The organism is Agreia sp. Leaf210 (assembly GCF_001421485.1).
In the GTDB taxonomy this organism is placed as follows: Bacteria; Actinomycetota; Actinomycetes; order Actinomycetales; family Microbacteriaceae; genus Agreia.
Genome location: NZ_LMKK01000005.1, coordinates 25164 through 45401, shown reverse-complemented (window position 1 = coordinate 45401; position 20238 = coordinate 25164). Strand labels below are relative to the sequence as shown.

General features: G+C 67.2%; 19 protein-coding genes. 15 read left to right on the top strand and 4 right to left on the bottom strand.

Going from position 1 to position 20238, the window contains the following annotated elements:
• Positions 1–2: 2 nt before the first annotated feature.
• On the top strand, positions 3–317 hold the full coding sequence (locus ASE64_RS16755; RefSeq protein ID WP_055783358.1) for a DMT family transporter: 315 nt from the start codon (positions 3–5) through the stop codon (positions 315–317).
• Here ASE64_RS16755 and ASE64_RS16750 read toward each other — a convergent pair.
• From ASE64_RS16750 to ASE64_RS16740, 3 genes are read right to left on the bottom strand one after another with little or no spacing between them, the layout of a single operon-like run.
• Positions 301–1329, bottom strand: coding sequence for a YeiH family protein (locus ASE64_RS16750; RefSeq protein ID WP_055783354.1), 1029 nt, complete (start codon positions 1327–1329; stop codon positions 301–303). The genes ASE64_RS16755 and ASE64_RS16750 overlap by 17 nt on opposite strands.
• Positions 1326–2978 carry a phospholipid carrier-dependent glycosyltransferase gene (locus tag ASE64_RS16745; RefSeq protein ID WP_082466490.1) on the bottom strand — a complete coding sequence of 551 codons (1653 nt, stop codon included), beginning with the start codon at positions 2976–2978 and terminating at the stop codon, positions 1326–1328. Before ASE64_RS16745 ends, ASE64_RS16750 begins: the two co-directional genes overlap by 4 nt.
• Before the next feature lie 28 nt (positions 2979–3006).
• Positions 3007–3432 carry a GtrA family protein gene (locus ASE64_RS16740; RefSeq protein ID WP_055783350.1) on the bottom strand — a complete coding sequence of 142 codons (426 nt, stop codon included), beginning with the start codon at positions 3430–3432 and terminating at the stop codon, positions 3007–3009.
• A gap of 76 nt (positions 3433–3508) precedes the next feature.
• Here ASE64_RS16740 and rsmI point away from each other — a divergent pair, with 76 nt between their 5' ends.
• The 11 genes from rsmI to ASE64_RS16685 all read left to right on the top strand — a co-directional run bounded on the left by rsmI (position 3509) and on the right by ASE64_RS16685 (position 14967).
• Complete coding sequence (gene rsmI / locus ASE64_RS16735) at positions 3509–4369, top strand: 16S rRNA (cytidine(1402)-2'-O)-methyltransferase (RefSeq protein ID WP_055783347.1); 861 nt, start codon at positions 3509–3511, stop codon at positions 4367–4369.
• 49 nt (positions 4370–4418) lie between these two features.
• Positions 4419–5996, top strand: a complete 1578-nt coding sequence (gene metG / locus ASE64_RS16730; RefSeq protein ID WP_055783344.1) for a methionine--tRNA ligase — start codon at positions 4419–4421, stop codon at positions 5994–5996.
• A 2-nt stretch (positions 5997–5998) separates the two neighbouring features.
• Entirely contained in the window at positions 5999–6895 is an 897-nt protein-coding gene (locus tag ASE64_RS16725) for a TatD family hydrolase (protein WP_235480678.1), read from the top strand.
• Complete coding sequence (gene rsmA, locus ASE64_RS16720; RefSeq protein ID WP_055783342.1) at positions 6892–7731, top strand: 16S rRNA (adenine(1518)-N(6)/adenine(1519)-N(6))-dimethyltransferase RsmA; 840 nt, start codon at positions 6892–6894, stop codon at positions 7729–7731. Before ASE64_RS16725 ends, rsmA begins: the two co-directional genes overlap by 4 nt.
• A gap of 103 nt (positions 7732–7834) precedes the next feature.
• Entirely contained in the window at positions 7835–8878 is a 1044-nt protein-coding gene (locus ASE64_RS16715; RefSeq protein WP_055783339.1) for a BMP family ABC transporter substrate-binding protein, read from the top strand.
• Positions 8875–10422: an ABC transporter ATP-binding protein gene (locus ASE64_RS16710; protein ID WP_055783336.1), complete on the top strand. Its 1548-nt coding sequence runs from the start codon at positions 8875–8877 to the stop codon at positions 10420–10422. Before ASE64_RS16715 ends, ASE64_RS16710 begins: the two co-directional genes overlap by 4 nt.
• Complete coding sequence (locus tag ASE64_RS16705) at positions 10419–11459, top strand: ABC transporter permease (RefSeq protein WP_055783333.1); 1041 nt, start codon at positions 10419–10421, stop codon at positions 11457–11459. The genes ASE64_RS16710 and ASE64_RS16705 overlap by 4 nt, the downstream gene beginning before the upstream one ends.
• Positions 11459–12379: an ABC transporter permease gene (locus ASE64_RS16700; RefSeq protein ID WP_055783331.1), complete on the top strand. Its 921-nt coding sequence runs from the start codon at positions 11459–11461 to the stop codon at positions 12377–12379. The genes ASE64_RS16705 and ASE64_RS16700 overlap by 1 nt, the downstream gene beginning before the upstream one ends.
• Complete coding sequence (locus ASE64_RS16695; protein WP_055783328.1) at positions 12376–13365, top strand: nucleoside hydrolase; 990 nt, start codon at positions 12376–12378, stop codon at positions 13363–13365. Before ASE64_RS16700 ends, ASE64_RS16695 begins: the two co-directional genes overlap by 4 nt.
• Before the next feature lie 43 nt (positions 13366–13408).
• Positions 13409–14344 carry a 4-(cytidine 5'-diphospho)-2-C-methyl-D-erythritol kinase gene (locus ASE64_RS16690; protein ID WP_055783326.1) on the top strand — a complete coding sequence of 312 codons (936 nt, stop codon included), beginning with the start codon at positions 13409–13411 and terminating at the stop codon, positions 14342–14344.
• 5 nt (positions 14345–14349) lie between these two features.
• Complete coding sequence (locus tag ASE64_RS16685; RefSeq protein ID WP_055783322.1) at positions 14350–14967, top strand: alpha/beta hydrolase; 618 nt, start codon at positions 14350–14352, stop codon at positions 14965–14967.
• 7 nt (positions 14968–14974) lie between these two features.
• On the opposite strand, the gene ASE64_RS16680 is transcribed toward ASE64_RS16685, so the two are convergent.
• A complete protein-coding gene (locus ASE64_RS16680) occupies positions 14975–15514 on the bottom strand; it encodes an adenine phosphoribosyltransferase (RefSeq protein WP_055783319.1) in 540 nt (179 codons plus the stop codon).
• A 71-nt stretch (positions 15515–15585) separates the two neighbouring features.
• Here ASE64_RS16680 and ASE64_RS16675 point away from each other — a divergent pair, with 71 nt between their 5' ends.
• The 3 genes from ASE64_RS16675 to argG are packed head-to-tail and all read left to right on the top strand — an operon-like array spanning position 15586 to position 20234.
• Positions 15586–16938, top strand: a complete 1353-nt coding sequence (locus ASE64_RS16675) for a M20/M25/M40 family metallo-hydrolase (protein ID WP_055783316.1) — start codon at positions 15586–15588, stop codon at positions 16936–16938.
• A 39-nt stretch (positions 16939–16977) separates the two neighbouring features.
• Positions 16978–18774, top strand: a complete 1797-nt coding sequence (locus ASE64_RS16670; protein ID WP_055783313.1) for an ABC-F family ATP-binding cassette domain-containing protein — start codon at positions 16978–16980, stop codon at positions 18772–18774.
• Between the two features lie 20 nt (positions 18775–18794).
• Positions 18795–20234, top strand: coding sequence for an argininosuccinate synthase (gene argG, locus ASE64_RS16665; protein WP_055783484.1), 1440 nt, complete (start codon positions 18795–18797; stop codon positions 20232–20234).
• The last annotated feature ends 4 nt before the right edge of the window (positions 20235–20238 follow it).

The following is a 20238-nucleotide window of genomic DNA, read 5'->3' as shown; positions in this document are numbered from 1 at the left end:
TCATGTCATGGATCGTACTCATCGTCTCGGGAATCCTCGAAGCCGTGTGGGCAACAGCCCTGGGCAAGTCAGAGGGTTTCACTCGGCTCTGGCCGAGTCTCATCTTCGTCGGCGCGCTCGTGCTGAGCATGGCCGGGCTGGCGTATTCGATGCGCGACATCCCCGTCGGCACGTCGTACGCCGTGTGGGTCGGCATCGGAGCCGCGCTGACAGTCGGCTATGCGATGTTCTTCGGGGGAGAGGGAGTCTCGATCGTGAAGCTGCTTCTGGTGCTCGGCATCGTGGCCTGCGTCGTCGGGCTCAAGGTGCTGCACTGAGGCCGGTCGTCACCCAGACGGCCACGACCGACAGCGCGGCGATGAACACCCACGAACCGAGACCCACGATCAGAGCCTTCCAGCCCGTGCGCGCCAGCTCGGCGAATCGGATGCCCGTGCCCAGCGCGAACAGGGCTGTGGCGAGCAGGGCCGTCTGCACCACATCGGCCACCGCGGGCAGCTCGGGAGTCAGCGGCACGAACGTTCGGATCAGAACCGCCGCAATGAAGCCGAGCACGAACAGGGGAACGATCGGCGGGCGCTTCGAGGGTGCTTCGTCTGAGGAGAGCGGGGTGCGGCGGCGCTCGACGGCACCCACGATGGCCACCATCGGGGCGAGCGTGAGAACGCGGGTGAGCTTCACGACAACGGCGGCAGCCAGGGCGACGGGCCCCGCGATCTGAGCGGTCGCCACGACCTGACCCACGTCGTGCACGCTGAGCCCGACCCAGGTTCCGAACTCCGAAGCGTCGAAGCCCAGGGGGATGCGGGCGAGCGGCAGCAGCACGATCGCGAGGGTGCCACACAGCGTGACGAGGGCGATCGGGGTGGCGCTCTCCGAGTCTTTGGCGCGCGTGACCGCGCTCATGGCGCCGACGGCGGATGCGCCGCAGATCGAGAAACCGGCGGCGATGAGCAGCGGCTGGTAGCCGGGCAGGCCGAGCATGCGGCCGAGCAGCAGGGTGACGCCGAACGTGAGGACGACCACCAGGACGATGGCGATGATCGTGACCACGCCGAGGCCGGCGATGTCGACGAGGCTCAGCTTGAGGCCGAGAAGCACGATGCCGATGCGCAGCAGGCGCCGTGCCGACAGCGAGAGTCCGGCCTTCAGTGGGCCGTCGAGCAGAGGCCGCAGCGCCGGAATCTGAGCGACGACCACGCCGAGCGCCACGGAGACGGTCAGCAGAGGCAGGGCAGGAAACGCGAGATGCAGCAGGAACGCGATGCCGGCGGCAGCAGCGGCGACGAGCATGCCCGGTTGCCAGGCACGAAGCGTTGACCGGGTCATCGCCAGGTGGGCAGCCAGTAGTGCAGCGAGAGCAGCCAGCCGGGAATCTCCTGCGCAGTCCACACGGGATAGAAGAACACCGTGACGGCCGAGCAGATGATGAGGAAGGCGATGACGGCGCGCACGCCGCCCACTCGCATCCATCGGGGGTCTGTGCGTTTACCCAGCGCCAGACCGATCACGAAGACCAGCCCGAGGATCAGATACGGCTCGAAGGCGATCGTATAGAACTGGTAGATCGTGCGGTTCACGTAGAGCAGCCACGGCAGGTAGCCGGCGACCATGCCCATGAGGATGAACCCGACGACCCACTCGCGTTTGCGGATCAATCGGAAGACCAGGTAGAGCAGGGCCGCCGTTCCCGCCCACCAGATGATGGGGTTCGCGATCGAGGTGATGTTCTCGTAGCAGGTGTCTGCCCCGCAGCCGCCCTGACCGTTGTCGAGGGTTCTGATGTACATCTGCGTGGGGCGGATGAGGAACAGCCACGAGAAGGGGTTGGCCTGATACGGATGGGGCGTGTGCTCGTTGACGTGGTAGTTGTACACCGCCGCCTCGAGATGCCAGAAGTTCTGTGCCCAGTTGGGAACCCAGGCGAGCGGGCCGGTCCAGTGCTCGCCCGACGTCTGCACCCATTGCCGGTACATTCCGCCCGAGGTGAGGAACCAGCCCGACCAGGTGGAGAGGTAGGCGATGATCGCGATCGGAACGGTCAGCAGAAATGTGACAGGCCCCTGCTTGAGTATCGCTCCGGCCGCCCACAGCGGCAGGCCCGCTCGGCGGCGTGCGAGGGCATCGACGACGACCAGATAGACGGCGAAGGCGGCGAGAAAGTACAGGCCAGACCACTTGACGCTCGATGCCAGACCGAACAGGATGCCTGCGGCGAGCACCCAGGGGCGCCACCAGAGCGCTGGTCCCCACCGGGCGACCCGGCCGAGCTTCTCCGAGACCATGAGCTTCTCGTCGAGCCGCCTCGCGTGCCACTCGCGATCCATGAGAACGGCTCCGACTCCGGCGAGGGCGACGAGCGCGAAGATGCCGTCGAGCAGTGCGACGCGGCTCATGACGATGGCGTGGCCGTCGATGGCGATGAGGAAACCGGCGACCGTCGCGAGGAAGGTGGAGCGGAACAGCTTCTTGGCCACGAGCGTGGTGAGGAGCACGAGGAGGATTCCGCAGACGGCGACCGAGATGCGCCAGCCGACGCTCGAGTCGGCGCCGAAGACGGCCAGGCCGAGTGCGATCACCCACTTTCCGAGCGGCGGATGGACGGCGAACGACCCCTGTTGAAGGAACCCGTCTGTGTCGCCCGCGTTGAACGCCTCATCGGCATCGGCCGGCCAGGTCGACTCGTAGCCGTTGCGCAGCGTCGTATAGGAATCCTTGACGTAGAACGTCTCGTCGAAGACCAGCGAGTGCGGATGCCCGAGATTGACCAGGCGCAGGATGGCGGCGAGGAGAGTGACGGCGATCGGCCCGCCCCACGCCCACAGGCGCTGTCGGCCGGGCGTGGAAAGGAGACGGCCCCACCACTCGTCGAGTCTCGAGCCGGTCGGCTCGGGCTGCGCTGGCGCCTGCAACTCGGTCTGCGCCGCGAGCGTCTCGTCGAAGTCGATCGGGGTGCGGGGCTCGGTCACCTGCCCCATCGTAGGTGCCGCCGCCGACGCCGCCGAATCACGCGTCCGGGGTGCCGTCCCCACGAAAGACCCAGAAGCGCATCCCGAGGAAGATTCCGGTCGCGACGACGACGATGGCACCCAATTGCACGACGAGCGCATTCCACCCGATCAGCTCGACGAACAGCGCGAGGATCGCGACGTTCAGGGCGTAACCCGCAAGGTTCACGACGACGAATCGAACCAGGGAGCGTCTGGCGCTGCCCGAGTGGCGGAACGTGAACGAGCGATTGGCGACGTAGCTGACGACCATGCCCGTGGCATACGTGATCGTGGCCGCGGCGATAGACGGCATTCCGGCCAGTGTCAGGGCGACGAAGATGCCGTACGACAGCAGGTTGTTGAGGCCGCCGATCAGGCCGAAGCGGAGCACACGACTCTGCCACAGGGTGGCGACGAAGGAGCGTCCGTCTGATTTCGTCATGCGTGCCCTCCGTCTCGCCGCCGCCCGATGCTACCCGACCGACGTGCGAAGGGTCAGCGCTCGATACGCTGAGGCAATGATCATCCTCGCGGGCACGCCCATCGGCAATCTGAAGGATGCGTCGGTGCGTCTCGTCGAGACGCTCGAGGCCTGCGAGCTCATCGCGGCCGAAGACACCCGGGTCGCGATCAAGCTGCTGCGTGCCCTGAACCTCGAGAACCGGCCGCGGCTGGTCGCCCTGCACGATCACAACGAGCGGGAGAAGGCGGCGGAACTCGTGGAGTTCGCCCGCACTGCCGACCTCGTCGTGATGAGCGATGCGGGCATGCCGACGGTGTCCGATCCGGGGTTCCACCTCGTGGCCGCCGCTGTCGCCGCGGGCGTCGAGGTCACCGCGATCCCGGGCCCCTCCGCCGTGCTCATGGCGCTCGCGGTGTCGGGCCTGCCCACAGACAGATTCACCTTCGAGGGGTTTCTCCCGCGCAAGCAGGGTGAGCGGCTTCAGGTTCTGGGAGCGCTGGCCCGGGAGCGGCGCACCATGGTGTTCTTCGAGTCGCCGAACCGCATCGCCGCGTCTCTCGCCGACATCGCCGCAGCCCTCGGCGCGGACCGCCGAGTGGCCGTGGCGCGGGAACTCACGAAGATGTACGAGCAGGTGAAACGCGGCACGGCATCCGAGTTGCTGGAATGGGCCGAGGCCGGTGTGAAGGGCGAGATCGTGATCGTCGTCGCCGGTGCGGAGCCGCTCGAGGTCGACCTGGCCACGGGGGTCGTGCAGGTGCTCGAGCTGGTGGCCGACGGCACGAGGCTGAAGGACGCGTCGGCTGCGATCGCCGAGGCCACGGGACTCTCCCGGCGCGACCTGTACGAGGCGGCGTTGGCGCAGCGCACGGGGCGCACCCCCGCGAACGAGCAGGCGCAGCTGCCTCTTCTGTAGCTCGTAACACGGGCAGGTGCACTCGAGCCGCGCCTTTATGATGGGGAGCATGTCCGACGGCTCCTCGTTTTATGTCACCACGCCTATTTTCTATGTGAACGACGTGCCCCACATCGGGCACGCGTACACAGAGGTGGCCGCCGACGTGCTCGCGCGCTGGCACCGTCAAGCGGGTGACGACACCTGGTTCCTCACCGGAACCGATGAGCACGGGCAGAAGATCCTGCGCACGGCCACCGCCAACGGCGTCACTCCCAAGGAGTGGGCCGACCGCCTGGTCGAGACGGCATGGCAGCCCCTGCTGAAGACGATCGACATCTCGAACGACGACTTCATCCGCACGACGGATGAGCGCCACGAGGTCAACGTGCAGCTCTTCCTCCAGCGCCTCTTCGATGCGGGGTACATCTACACCGGCGAGTACGAGGGCTACTACTGCGTGGGCTGTGAGGAGTACAAGGCCGACAGCGACCTCGTCGACGGCACGGGCGAATACGCGGGCCAGAAGGTCTGCGCGATCCACTCGAAGCCCGTCGAACTCCTGAAGGAGCGCAACTACTTCTTCAAGATGAGCGAGTTCAGCCAGCGGCTGCTCGACCTCTACGACGAGAACCCGAACTTCATCCAGCCCGAGAGCGTGCGCAACGAGATCGTGTCGTTCGTGCGCCGAGGTCTCACCGATCTGTCGATCTCGCGGCAGACGTTCGACTGGGGCGTGAAGGTTCCGTGGGACGAGTCCCACGTCGTCTACGTGTGGTTCGACGCGCTGCTCAACTACATCACCGCGGCCGGCTACGGCTATGACGACGAGGCCTTCGCGCGGCGTTGGCCCGCGACCCACATCGTCGGAAAAGACATCGCCCGCTTCCACGCCGTGATCTGGCCCGCGATGCTGATGGCCGCCGGTCTCGAGGTTCCGAAGCAGGTCTTCGGCCACGGGTGGCTGCTCGTCGGCGGCGAGAAGATGTCGAAGTCGAAGCTCACCGGTATCGCCCCGAACCAGATCACCGACACCTTCGGCTCCGACGCGTTCCGCTACTACTTCATGCGTGCCATCAACTTCGGCCAAGACGGTTCGTTCAGCTGGGAGGATCTGTCGGCCCGCTACCAGGCCGAACTCGCGAACGGCTTCGGCAACCTGGCGTCTCGTGTGATCGCCATGGTCACCCGCTACTTCGACGGCGTCGTTCCCGACGCCGGGGTTCTGGATGCGCCGGACCAGGCGATCCGCGACACCGAGGTGCGGGTGACGGCCGCGGCCGACGACGCCATCTCGCGACTCGCCATCCACGAGGCCATCGCCCAGGTATGGCAGCTCGTCGACGAGCTGAACGGGTACATCACGCTGCAGGAGCCGTGGGCGCTCTCGAAGGACCCGGCGAACCGGGAGAGGCTCGGAACCGTGCTCAACACGGCGGTGCGCGGAATCGGAACCCTGGCGGTGCTGCTTTCGCCCGTGATCCCCGAGGCCTCGAGCAAGCTGTGGACGGCGCTGAACGGTGCGGGTGCGGTCTCCGACCAGCCCATTCGATCGGCGTTCGACTGGGCAGGTGGCACGACGGTCTCTGCTCTCGAGCCCCTCTTCCCTCGCATCGAATCGAGCGAGTCCGACGGGTCGGCTGCGTAGTCGTGCCTACTGATCACAGCTATCCGCCGCTGCCCGAGCCCCTCGTGGTGGGCGTGTACGACAACCACACGCACCTCGACCCGCCCCCGTCGGCAGGCTCAGGCAACGAGGAGGGCGAGGGCCCCGAACGCGAGGTTCTCGACTACCTCGAGCAGCTCGACCGGGCGTCGAGCGTCGGTGTACGCGGAGTCGTGCAGGTCGGCGGAGACATCGAGTCGAGCATCTGGGCGGCCGAGCAGGCGTCACGCGAGCCGCGCATGCTGGCGGCCGTCGCCATCCATCCGAACGAGGCACCGCGCTACGACGAGGCGGGTCGGCTCGATGAGGCCCTCGCCGTGATCGCCGAGCTCGCCACACGCCCGAGGGTACGGGCAATCGGCGAGACGGGGCTGGACTTCTTCCGCACGCCGGAAGAGGGACGTGCTGCTCAGTTCAGGTCGTTCGAGGCGCACATCGAGATCGCCAAGTCGAACGGATTGGCCCTCCAGATCCACGATCGCGACGCGCACGACGACGTCATCGAGACGCTTCTTCGGGTGGGAGCGCCGGAGCGCACGGTCTTCCATTGCTACTCGGGCGACGGCGCGATGGCCCGCATCTGCGCCGACAACGGCTGGTACATGTCGTTCGCTGGAACCGTGACGTTCAAGAACGCCGAGAATCTGCGCGACGCCCTCGAGATCGCCCCGCGTCAGCTGCTGCTCGTCGAGACGGATGCGCCGTTCTTGACGCCGACACCGTTGCGGGGGCGGCCGAACGCTCCGTATCTGCTGCCGCACACCCTGCGGTTCATGGCGTCGCATCTCGGCACCGACGTGTCGATGCTCGCGGCTCAGATCACCTCGAACACCGAGCTCGTCTACGGCACCTGGGATTCAGAGCCGGTGACGGCCGAATGACGCTGTTGGGGCCAGCGGAGATCCGCGACCTGGCGGAACTGCTCGATCTGACACCGACGAAGAAGCTCGGTCAGAACTTCGTGATCGACGGCAACACCGTGCGCCGAATCGTGCGCGTCGCGGGCGTGCAGTCGGGGGAGACCGTCGTCGAGGTGGGGCCCGGGCTCGGGTCGCTGACCCTCGGCATCCTCGAGACCGGAGCCTCGGTGGTCGCCGTCGAGATCGACAAGAGGCTTGCGGCCCAGCTGCCCGACACGGTTCGCGCGCTGCAGCCGAACGCCCGGCTGACGGTCGTGCGCGACGATGCCATGAGCATCCAGAGCCTGCCCGACGAGCCCGTGCGGCTCGTCGCCAACCTGCCCTACAACGTCTCGGTTCCGGTTCTGCTGCACTTTCTCGAGCACTTCCCCTCGATCCAGTCGGGCGTCGTCATGGTGCAGGCCGAGGTCGGACATCGGCTCGCCGCTGTTCCCGGATCGAAGATCTACGGCAGCCCGAGCGTGAAGGCGGCGTGGTACGGCGACTGGAAGACGAGCGGAAATGTGAGTCGCCAGGTGTTCTGGCCGGTTCCCAACGTCGACTCCGTGCTCGTCTCGTTCCAACGCCACGAGACGCTTCCCGACACCGAAGAGGTGCGCGTACGCACCTTCGAGGTCGTCGACGCCGCGTTCCAGCAGCGGCGCAAGATGCTGCGTCAGTCGCTCATCCCGGTCTTCGGCGACACCCAGCAGGCGCAGGAGGTGCTCGAACGCGCCGGCGTGGAGCCCACGATGCGCGGAGAAGCCTTGGCAATGGAGGATTTCCACCGTATCGGGCGCGCGGCGTTCAAGAACTAAGCAATCGTCATTACCGCCTGTGACACTCGCGTGCGTGACGGCACGAATCGCTTGCTAGCGTTGGATCGCACCCCTCCCGACAGCACACACCCTGGAGACTTCCATGTCCACTCTCTCTCGGCGCATCGGCGCCGTCGCTCTCACGGCCGCGCTCGTCGCGGGCGTCTCCGCGTGTTCGAGCTCGTCAGGCTCGTCGTCCGACGAACCGTCGGGAGACAAGTCGATCATTCTCATCACCCCGACCGCCGTCGGATCGAACAACTTCCTGAAGCTCGCCGTCGAGGGAGCGAAGGCTGCGGGCAAGGCGAACGGCGCGAAGGTCGACGTCTATGAGAGCAAGGATCCGGCGTCGATCCAGCAGAACGTCGACGAGGCCGTCCGTGCCGCTCCCGACGTGATCATCGGCGTCTCGTTCAACGTGCTCGATCAGGTCACCGCCGCCGCCACGGACAACCCCGACCAGCAGTTCCTGCTGATCGACACGTCGGCCGAGAAGCCCACCGACAATCTGACCGCGGCCGTGTTCAAGGAATACGAGTCCAACTACCTCATCGGGGTCGAGGCTGGCCTGCTCACGAAGACCAACAGCATCGGCGCGATCGGCGCGCTCGACACCCCGTTCATCCACCGGTGGATCGACCCCTATTTCGCGGGCGCCAAGAGCGTGAACCCCGAGGTCAAGACGACGCAGCAGTACGTGGGCGGCGACAACCCCTTCGGTGACCAGGCGCGAGCGAAGGCTCAGGCCCAGATCATCGCCGACTCGGGTGCCGACTACGTGAACGCGGCCGCCTCGGCCGGAAACCTCGGCGTGTTCGAGGCAGCGGCGGCCGGCAGCTTCAAGGCGTTCGGCGTCGACGCGAACCAGTGCCTCGAGTCGCCCGGAAACGTGGTCGACAACTCGATCAAGCGAGTCGACGTCGCGATCGAGAACGCGGTAAAGGACATCTTCGCGGGCGACGGAGGCGGCTTCAAGTCGTATGGTCTCGCCGAGGGTGGCGTCGGAGTCACCGGTCTCGAAGACGACGTCGCGTCGTCGAAGTGCCTGATCGCCGAGCACCCCGATGTGATCGAGAAGGTCAAGGCCGTTCGCGACCAGATCATCTCGGGCGAGGTCGTCGTCGAGGATCCCCTCACCGCCGGATGAGCACTGCCGCGGTAGAGCTGAGATCGATCAGCAAGAGGTTCGATGCCGTCGTGGCGAACGACGGCATCGACCTCGTGCTGGCCAGGGGCACCGTGCACGCGGTGATGGGCGAGAACGGCGCGGGAAAGTCGACGCTCATGTCGATCCTGTTCGGTCTCGTGCGCCCAGATTCGGGTGAGATCGTCGTCGACGGCGAGGCGCGCACGTTCTCGAGCCCGCTCGACGCCATCGCCGCCGGTCTCGGCATGGTGCACCAGCACTTCCGGCTCTTCGACTCGATGACCGTAGCCGAGAACGTGGTCTTCGGCGCAGAGCCGACTCGCGGTGGTCGCATCGATCGGGGTGCTGCAGACGCACGGGTTCGCGACCTGGCCGAGCGCTACGGGCTCGACACCGATCCACAGGCCCGGGTCGGAGACCTCTCGGCGGGAGCGCGTCAGCGCGTCGAGATCCTCAAGGCACTCCACCGCGATGCGCGCATCCTCATCCTCGACGAGCCGACCGCGGTTCTCACCCCCTCCGAGGTGACATCGCTGTTCGCCGTGATCCGGCGCGCGGCTGAGGCCGGAACGACCGTCGTTCTCGTCACGCACAAGATCCAGGAAGTCCTCGACGTCTCGACGGAGGTCACCGTCCTGCGCGACGGCCGTGTGTCCGGTCGCTTCACGACCGCCGACACGACGGCGGCCGAACTCGTGCGGGCCATGACCGGGCGAGACATCGAGACCGTCGCGAACCCGGGAACCGGAACGCTGGGCGACACCGTTCTCGAGGTCGAGGGGGTCTCTGTCGTGGACGCGAGGGTGGAGCGCGTCTCGAACGTGTCGCTCTCTGTTCGCCGAGGGGAGATCGTCGGCATCGCCGGTGTCTCGGGCAACGGACAGCACGACCTCGTGGCCGCCATCCTGGGCACGGTCCCCGTGTCGGCCGGCCGCGTCGTGCTCGGCGGTGACGACGTGACGCGCGCTTCCGTCGCTTCTCGTCGAACAGCCGGTCTGGCCGTGATTCCCGAAGACCGTCGGGGTGAGGGCAGCGCGGTGACGATGTCGATCACCGAGAACCTCTCGCTCGGCCACCACAGGCAGCCGCCGATCGGCAGGCCGAAGGGCTTCGGTAGGGGCTGGATGTCGCTGGCCGGGGCGCGGAGGCGCGCCAGCGAGCAGATCTCGTCGTACGACATCCGCACCTCGGGCGAGAAGCAGCCCGTCGGTTCTCTGTCCGGCGGAAACGCTCAGAAGGTGGTGATCGCCCGAGAACTGTCGTTCGAGGCGCCGCTGCTCATCGCCGAGCAGCCCACACAGGGCGTCGACGTCGGGGCGATCGAGGCGATCCACGGCCGCCTGCTCGACTATCGCGCATCGGGTCGTGGCATCCTGCTCGTATCGCACGAGATCTCCGAACTCCTGGCCCTGGCCGACCGTGTGCTCGTGATGTTCGCGGGCGAAATAGTGGCTGAATTCGACCGAACGCAGGCGAGTGCCGAGCGCATCGGCGCGGCGATGGCCGGAGCCGCGGCAGCGGCGGGCGAGGAGTGGACAGCATGATCGCGCGCCTGACACGTCATCCGGCGGTCGTGCCCATCGGGGCCGTCGTTCTCGCCATCCTCATCGGTGCGGTCATCATCATCGTCGCCGGACTCAACCCCATCGACGCCTACGCCGCCGTGTTGCAGGGCTCGCTCGATCCCCGCAACCTCGACTACACGTTCTCGGTCTGGGGCTTCATCTGCGGAATGGGCCTCGTCGCAGCCATTCCGCTGCGCATGGGCGAATTCAACCTCGGTGGAAACGGCCAACTCGTCTTGGGCGGCGTCACCGCCTACGTCGTCGCCAGCCAGCTCGGTCTGCCCGGAATCGTCGCCGTGCCGCTCGCTCTGATCGCCGCGATGCTCGTGAGCGGTGGATTCGCCGCCGTCTCGGCGCCCCTGGCCACGCGCTTCGGCATCCCGATCATCATCTCCACCCTCCTGCTGTCTCCCGTTGCTGTGGCCGTCGCGTCGTACCTGGTGCGCTTTCCGCTCGCCGAGAAGGGATCCGGCACCGCCCAGACTCCCGTGCTGCCCGAGGACGCGCACATCTGGAGTCTGGGCGATCTGCGTTACACGACGGTCGGACTGCTGCTCATCATCGCTGTCATGGTGATCTTCTATGTCGTCGATTCGCGCTCGGCGGTGGGTTTCGAGCTGCGCGTCACGGGCGCGAACCGTCGCTTCGGCGAGTACGCCGGGCTCAAGCCGGGGCGGCTCGCCCTGGGAGCCATGGGCTCGGCGGGCGCTGTCGCCGGCCTCGTGGGCGCGATCATCGTGCTCTCCTCGCCCTACAGATTCATCGACGGGGCGCTCATCTCGCCCGGCTACACGTTCGCCGGGCTCGCGGCGGCGCTTCTCGCCGGAGGCCGCCCCGCCCTCGTTCCGGTCACCGCCATCCTGTTCACCATCCTGCAGGTCGGGGGAGCGAGCATGGAGCGCACGGCCGATGTGCCGCGACAGCTCTCGGATGTGCTGCAGGGCGTGGTGATCGTTATTCTCGCGCTGCGCGTCGTGCTCGATGCCCGCCGGGCCGGTGCAGGGAAGGACAGCTGATGAGCATCTTCGAGTGGAGCTTCGTCGCCGCGGTGCTCACCAGCGCGACGCCCATCCTTTTCGCGGCCCTCGCGGGAGCGCTGTGCGCCCAGGCGGGGGTATTCAACATCGCGCTCGAGGGTCAGATGCTGTGGGGTGCCTTCGCCGCGGTCGTGGGCAGCTACTACACCGGAAACGCCTGGGCCGGAGTGCTCATCGCGGTGCTCTCCACAGCGATCTACTCTGTGATCCTCGCCGTCGGCGCCGCGCGGTGGAAGGCCGATCCGATCATCATCGCGATCGGCACGAATCTGCTGTCTCTGGGGCTCACCGGCTTCCTCCTGCGGGTGCTCTTCGACACCTCGGGCTCGTTCGCTCCTCAAGGGCTCGCCGGTATCGGAACCATGCCGTTCCTGGCGGGCATCCCGGTGATCGGCGACGTCTTCGCGGGCCAGTCCGTGCTGGTGCCGCTGGCGTTCGTGCTCATCGTCGCGGCTGGTCTGTGGCTGCGATTGACGCCCGGCGGTCTCCGCCTGCGCGGCGTGGGCGAGCATCCGGATGCCGCGGCCACGCTGGGCATCGGCGTCGCGCGCTACCAGACGTGGGTCACCATCCTGGGCGGCGGACTCTGCGGCCTGGCCGGCGCGCAACTGTCGCTCGGCAACGTCACCCTGTTCACCGAGAACATGACGGCGGGCCGTGGCTGGATCGCCGTCGCCGCCGTGATCCTCGTCGCCAATAAGGCGTTCTGGCTGCCGGTGGCCTGCCTCGGCTTCGGTGCCGCTGAGGCCCTCGGGTTCCGTCTGCAGGGCATCGGAGCTCCGCAGCAGCTCACGGACGCCGCCCCCTACGCCATCACCCTCGTCGTTCTCGTGATCATGCGCATCGTCGTCACCCGGCGACGCACGAACACCCTCGTTCCCAAGGAGACCCTCGCATGACCGCAGCATCGCCGCACGACGTTCGCCACATCATCGTCGACACCGACACGGGCATCGACGACGCTCTCGCACTGCTCTACCTGGCCGGCCGGGAAGACGCGGAGATCTCGGCGATCACCAGCGTCTACGGCAACACCCCCGTGGAAGACGCGGTGGCGAACATCGCTCGCGTGCTGAAGATCGCGGGACTCGAGGACACCCTCGTGGCGCGGGGAGCCGAGGGGCCGATCAACGGCGAGCCGCGCATCGCCGGTCATGTGCACGGACACGACGGCCTCGGAGACCTCTACAGCGAGAAGCTCACGCCACGCAACCTGTCGCCCCTGTCGTCGGCCGAGCTGCTCGTCGAGCTCGCCCGATCGCGCCCCGGCTATTACGACCTCCTGCCGATCGGACCGCTCACCAACGTCGGCCTCGCCCTCGAGATCGAACCCGAGCTGCTCACGCTGTTCCGCTCGACGGTCATCATGGGCGGCTCAGGCCCGTTCCCGCCTCTCGGCACCGTGCAGATGGTCGACGCCAACATCCACAACGACGCCATCGCCGCAGCACGCGTGTTCGCCGCTGAACGCACGAACCTCGTGATGGTGGGCGTGAACGTGACGGCGGGCACGATCGTCGACGAGGCTGCCGTCCAGTCGCTGCATCGAGCGGGAACGGAGTGGGGCACGTTCTCGGCCGACATTCTCGAGGCCTACATGGACTTCTATCAGTTCTCGTGGGGACGCCGCGTCTCTCCCGCCCACGACGGGCTGGCCGCAGCTCTGCTCGTGCAGCCCGAGTGGATCACCTCGTCGATCACGGGGCCCGTGAACATCACCACCGACGGCTTCGCGACCCGGGCTCACCTCGTGCGCACCGACGAGGGTCTGCCCGTGAGCTGGCCGGTCACACCGGCTCCCGACACGCAGGTCGTGCTCGATGTAGACAGGCAGGCGTTCCTCGCCGACTTCGTCTCGGTACTGGCCGGACTCGGTCGCGCGTAGCCCGCGGTCGGATCGCCCCTCCGGTTGCATATAGGTTGATTGCATGGTCACTCAGAGGGCGCTGTCGACAGTGCACGTTCGGGCGCCGGGAAAGATCAACGTCTTCCTGAAGGTCGGGGCGGTGATGGACGACGGGTACCACGACGTGGCCACGGCGTATCAGGCCGTCTCGCTCTATGAGAACGTGCGGGCCACGATCTCCGACGACTTCTCGGTCTCTTTCAGCGGCAGCATCGACTGCTCGGGCCTCGAGGTCGACGGCACCAACCTCGCCATCCGGGCAGCACGCATGCTTGCGCGCAAGGCCGGCTACCGCGGCGGCGTCCACCTCGACGTCGAGAAGAACGTGCCCATCGCCGGGGGAATGGGCGGTGGATCGGCGGATGCCGCCGCGACGCTCGTCGCCTGCGACACCCTGTGGGGAACCGACCTGGGCCGAGACGAGCTCCTCGGTCTCGCATCCCGTCTCGGAGCCGACGTTCCGTTCGCCCTCACCGGCGGAACAGCCATCGGAACAGGTCGCGGCGACCAGCTCAGCCCCGCTCTCGCCAAGGGCTCCTTCCAATGGGTCCTCGTGCTCGCCGACTTCGGATCGAGCACGCCCGAGGTGTACCGCGAACTTGACCGGCACCGCGATCGCCATGCTCAAGACATCTTTCCCGCGCAGACCCAGCCGACGGTCGACACCGCCGTGCTGCAGGCTCTGCGCTCGGGCGACTCCCTCGTGCTCGCCGACGCGCTCTACAACGACCTGCAGGCCCCCGCCTTGCACCTGAACCCGGCGCTCACGGGCATCCTCGAACTGGGTGAGGCCAACGGCGCGCTCGCGGGGATCGTGTCGGGCTCGGGCCCGACGGTCGCGTTTCTCGCGGAGAACCTCGATGCGGCCCTCGAACTGCAGATCGCGCTGAGCGCCGCCCGGCACCGGGTCGTGCGCGTTACGGGTCCGGTGCACGGCGCGCGCGTCATCGGCGACTAGACGTCGTGAGCACACCCACGGTTCTTTTCGCACCAGGAGCAGGAGGAGATCCTGCTCGCTATTCCGTTCTCATCGATGCCATCCGCAGCGCAGGATTTCATGTCGTCGCCCCACAGAGCGAACGCTTCGACCCGCGAACCGTCTCCACGTCGCAGTTGCAAGCGCGGGTAGACGGCCTAAACCGTGCCCTGGCGGAGGATGGCGACGTCGATTCGGCGGTGAGCATCGTCGGACACTCGATCGGCGCCTGGGCAGCGCTCTGTCTGGCGGGAGCCCAACCGTGGGGCAAAGACGGTCAGCCCATCGACGTGAGCCCGAACCCGCGCGTGACCCGACTCGTGCTCCTCGCTCCTACCGTCGGATGGTTCGCCGCCCCTGGAGCGCTCGATGATGTTGTGGTGCCCGTGTATGTTCACGTCGGCGCTTCAGACACGGTAACCCCGCCGGGCACTGCTTCGGTGCTTCGCTCGGCACCCAGCATCGCGGTCATCAGTGAGCACTCGAACGTGGGGCACTACGACTTCATGAGCACATTGCCGCCACACATTTCGCCTACGCCAGGTCTCGATCATGCTGAGTTCCTGCGCGAACTGGCTCAGACGATCACAGCGCAGCTGCGCTGACCGCGACCTACGACGCGGGGTACGTGCTCAGCTCGAGGATGTCGTGGCCAGCGAGAGCAGCGCGCCCGCCGAGGTCGTCGAGTGCGATGACCACGCCGATGCCGGCGACGACCCAGCCGGCCCGCTCGGCGAGTTTCACGACGGCCGCGAGTGTGCCTCCGGTCGCGAGAAGGTCGTCGAGGATGACGACGCGCGAACCTCGGGGCAGGACGTTCGGCTGCACCTGCAGCGTGGCGGTACCGTACTCGAGCGCGTAGTCCTCGCTCAGCAGTTCGCCGGGGAGCTTGCCCGCCTTGCGCACCGAGACCATGCCCACCGTGCGCGCGTAGGCCATGGCCGCGGCGATGCCGAACCCGCGTGCCTCGATGCCGAGCACGGCATCCACCTGGCCCCAGTCGTGCGAGGCGAAGGCGTCGACGACCGACGCGAACGCCTCGCCGTTCGCGTAGACACTGGTCACGTCTCGGAACAGGATGCCCTCGCTCGGGAAGTCCTGCACGGTGAGCAGATGGGCGTCGATCAGTTCGGCAGTCGTTTCAGCGGGCATACCTTCACGCTACCGGCGCTCGGCCCCACCGGATGACGAGGTGCGCCGACGAGGAGCGATAAGTTTGAGCGATGATCGACTCCTCATCCCTCGGTGACGACGCGCTGGCGTTGCTGCGCGACCTCATCCGCAGCGCGTGTGTGAACGACGGAACCTACGCATCCGGCCAGGAGAAGCGGAACACCGACGTCTTGACGCGATTCTTCGAGGGGGTGGATGTCGACCCGGTCGTCATCGAGTCGGCCCCGGGCCGAGCGACGCTCGTCGTGCGCATCCCCGGCACCGACCCGAACGCGCCGTCTCTCGCGCTGGTCGGGCACATCGATGTCGTCCCCGTGATGCACGGCGGTTGGACTCACGACCCGTTCGCCGCGGACATCGTGGGCGACGAGCTCTATGGGCGGGGCACTCTCGACATGCTCTATCTGACGGCGGCCTACGCGGTGGCGACCCGCGCCGCGGCATCCGAGGGTCGTGCCTTGCGCGGCGACCTCGTGTTCGTGGCGGTCGCCGACGAAGAGGGCGGCAGCCGGCTCGGCATCGAGTGGCTCATGAAGCACCACCCAGAACTGATCGACGCCGACTACGTGCTCACCGAGTCGGGCGGCGTGCCCGTCGGAGGCTCGGCCGGAGCGCCGCACTCGGTGACCGTGACGGTGGGGGAGAAGGGGCTGGCCCGGAGGCGGCTGCTGATCCGGGGAATCCCCGGTCACGGTTCTGCGCCGTGGGGGTCGTCGAACGCCGGCGTGATCGCGGCCGAGGCGGTGACGAGGCTCACGCGTTTCGCGCCACGCGCCGTCATCGGCGACTACTGGCCGCGCTACGTCGACGCTCTCGCCCTCGACCAGGACGTGTCGAGGCGACTCACCTCCGTCGCCGAGATCCTGGGGGCGCTTCCGGCGCTCGGCGAACTCGCGGGGTACGCGCACGCCACGACGCACACGACCATCTCGCCCAACGTGATCCGAGCGGGCGACGCGATCAACGTGATTCCGGGTGAGGCGAGTATCGACCTCGATATCAGACAGCTGCCCGGCGTGTCTCCGGAGGCGGTCGATGCGTATGTCATGGCCGCGCTCGGTGACCTGATGCAGCACATCGAGATCGTGGATGTCGTCGGTGCGTCGTTCAGCCCGGCCAACGTCTCGCCGATGGATACGCCGCTCTTCGACGTGCTCGCCGAGGTCATCGACGAGGCGTACCCGGGGGCTGTTCCGCTGCCGATCATCGCGGCGGGCGGGTCGGACGCCCGGTTCTACCGCGCGAGGGGGCGACGGGCCTACGGATTCTCGGTGCTGTCACGGCGTTGGGACTACGGCCGATTCCGTCACCTCATCCACGGCAACGACGAACACATCGACCTCGAGTCGGTCGCGCTCACCGCGCGCGCTCTCGACTCGGTCGTCAGGCGTTTTCTGGGCTGACCGGCGGGGGTGCCCTCGGATCGCGGGTAACCTCGACAGGTGGCCCATCTACTGGGAGCGGAATCGCTCCATCTCGAATATCCGACGCGCGTCATCTTCGACTCCGTGACCATCGGTCTCAACGAGGGCGACCGCGTGGGAATCGTGGGTCGCAACGGAGACGGCAAGTCGACCCTGCTCAGGCTGCTGGCGGGTCGCATCGAACCCGACGGCGGACGTGTGACGCGCCGCAACGGCGTGACTCTGGCCATGCTCGACCAGTCGGACGACCTCGACGGCGACCTCACCGTCAAGGAGACGATCGTCGGCGACATCGACGAGCACGTCTGGGCCGGCGACCCGATCATCCGCGACGTGATCTCTGGTCTCGCCTCGGACATCCCCTGGGACGTGCTCGTCTCGAGCCTCTCCGGAGGGCAGCGCCGACGCATCGCGCTCGCGAAGCTGCTCATCGGCGACCACGACGTCATCTTCCTCGACGAGCCCACGAACCACCTCGACGTCGAGGGCATCGCGTGGCTCGCGCAGCACCTGCGCAAGCGCTGGGCGACGAACTCGGGCGGGCTGATGGTCGTGACTCACGACCGGTGGTTCCTCGACGAGATCTGCACGGCCACGTGGGAGGTGCACGACCGCCTGATCGAGCCGTTCGAGGGCGGCTACGCCGCCTACATCCTGCAGCGAGTCGAGCGCGATCGCATGGCGGCCACGTCGGAGGCCAAGCGCCAGAACCTCATGAAGAAAGAGCTGGCGTGGCTGCGCCGCGGCGCCCCGGCCCGCACGGCGAAACCGAAGTTCCGCATCGACGCGGCCAACGCTCTCATCGAGGACGAGCCCCCCGTGCGCGACAAGGTCTCGCTCGCGGCGATGGCCATGCAGCGCCTCGGAAAAGACGTCGTCGACCTCGAGAACATCTCGGTCGAATACGACAACGGCAAGAAGGTGCTGCACGACGTGACGTGGCGCATCGCGCCCGGAGAGCGCACCGGCATCCTCGGGGTGAACGGCGCCGGAAAGAGCACCCTGCTGAGCCTGGTCTCGGGAACTCTGCTGCCGACCTCGGGCAGGGTCAAGCGGGGCAAGACCATTCGCGTGGCCACTCTGACGCAGCAGCTCTTCGAGCTCGAAGACATCTGGAACGATCGCGTCAGCGAGGTGATCGGCCGGCAGAAGAGCTCGTACGTCTCCGGCGGAAAAGAGATGACTCCCGGTCAGCTGCTCGAGCGGGTCGGCTTCACGAGCGCCCAGCTCTCGACCCCGGTGAAAGACCTCTCCGGTGGACAGAAGCGTCGACTGCAGCTGCTGCTCATCATTCTCGACGAGCCGAACGTGCTGATCCTCGACGAGCCCACCAACGACCTCGACACCGACATGCTTGCGGCCATCGAAGACCTGCTCGACTCCTACGCGGGAACGCTTCTGGTCGTGAGCCACGACCGGTACCTGCTCGAGCGCGTCACCGACAACCAGTATGCCGTGATGAACGGGGGGTTCACCCACCTTCCCCGCGGTGTCGAGCAGTACCTCGAGCTGCGTCTCGCCCAGCAGAAGGAGCAGGCGCGCATCGCGGCGGGTGGATCCGCCGAGGCTCCCGCCAAGAAGACGGGCCTGCAGGGGGCCGAGCTGCGCAATGCTCAGAAGGAGCTGGCCGCGGCCGGCCGCAAGATGGAGAAACTGAGCACGCAGATCGCCGAGATGGACGTGGCCTTCGCCAAGCACGATCAGAGCGATTACGCCGGACTGGGTGAGATGCAGCAGAAAGTGCAGGCGCTGCGCGACCAGATGGACACGGTCGAACTGCGCTGGCTCGAGCTGACGGAACTTCTCGAGGGCTGATCACTCCTAGGATATTGATCGTGTCTAAAGTCTTGAGCAGTCTTCCGGTCGGCGAGCGAGTCGGCATTGCATTCTCCGGTGGTCTCGATACCTCCGTCGCCGTCGCCTGGATGCGCGAGAAGGGTGCGGTTCCCTGCACCTACACCGCCGACATCGGGCAGTACGACGAGCCCGAGATCGACAAGGTGCCCGCGAGGGCACTGGAGTACGGTGCCGAGGTCGCGCGCATCGTCGACGCGAAGGCCGCTCTGGTCGAGGAGGGCCTCGTCGCCCTCGCGTGCGGCGCCTTCCACATCCGCTCCGGCGGAAAGACCTACTTCAACACCACGCCGCTCGGTCGCGTCGCCACGGGCACGCTGCTCGTTCGCGCGATGAAGGAAGACGGCGTCGACATCTGGGGCGATGGCTCCACCTACAAGGGCAACGACATCGAGCGGTTCTACCGCTACGGACTGCTGGCCAACCCGCGTCTGCGCATCTACAAGCCCTGGCTCGACTCGCAGTTCGTCGGCGAGCTCGGCGGGCGCAAGGAGATGAGCGAGTGGCTCGTCGCTCGCGGTTTCCCCTACCGTGACTCGGCCGAGAAGGCATACAGCACCGACGCCAACATCTGGGGTGCGACGCACGAGGCGAAGAAGCTCGAAGAGCTGAGCGCCGGCATCGAGATCGTCGAGCCCATCATGGGTGTCGCGTTCTGGCGCGACGACGTCGAGATCGCCTCCGAGGTCGTCACCGTGCGCTTCGAGGCCGGTCGACCGGTCGCCATCAACGGCACCGAGTTCTCCGACCCCGTCGCCCTTGTTCTCGAGGCGAACGCCATCGGCGGCCGCCACGGCCTCGGTATGAGCGATCAGATCGAGAACCGCATCATCGAGGCGAAGAGCCGCGGCATCTACGAGGCGCCGGGCATGGCACTGCTGCACATCGCCTACGAGCGCCTGCTCAACGCGGTGCACAACGAAGACACCATCGCGAACTATCACTCGGAGGGTCGTCGTCTCGGCCGCCTGATGTACGAGGGTCGCTGGCTCGACCCGCAGTCGCTCATGCTGCGCGAATCCATCGTGCGCTGGGTCGGCTCGGCCGTCACCGGCGAGGTCACGGTGCGCCTGCGTCGTGGCGACGACTACACGATCCTCGACACCACGGGCCCCAGCCTCAGCTACCACCCCGACAAGCTGTCGATGGAGCGCGTCGGCGATGCCGCCTTCGGCCCCGACGACCGCATCGGCCAGCTCACCATGCGCAACCTCGACATCGCGGATTCACGTGCCCGCCTCGAGCAGTACGCCGCCGCAGGTCTCGTCGGCGGCGCGACGGCAGAGCTCGTCGGGCAGCTCGAACAGGGCGAATCGAGCGAGATCTTCGATGCGGCCGAGTCGTCGGTCGGCGACGAAGCTCTCGAGCGAGCCACCGACCTCGCGTCCGAGGGCGCGGCGTTCGACTCGGGCACCGACTAGCAGC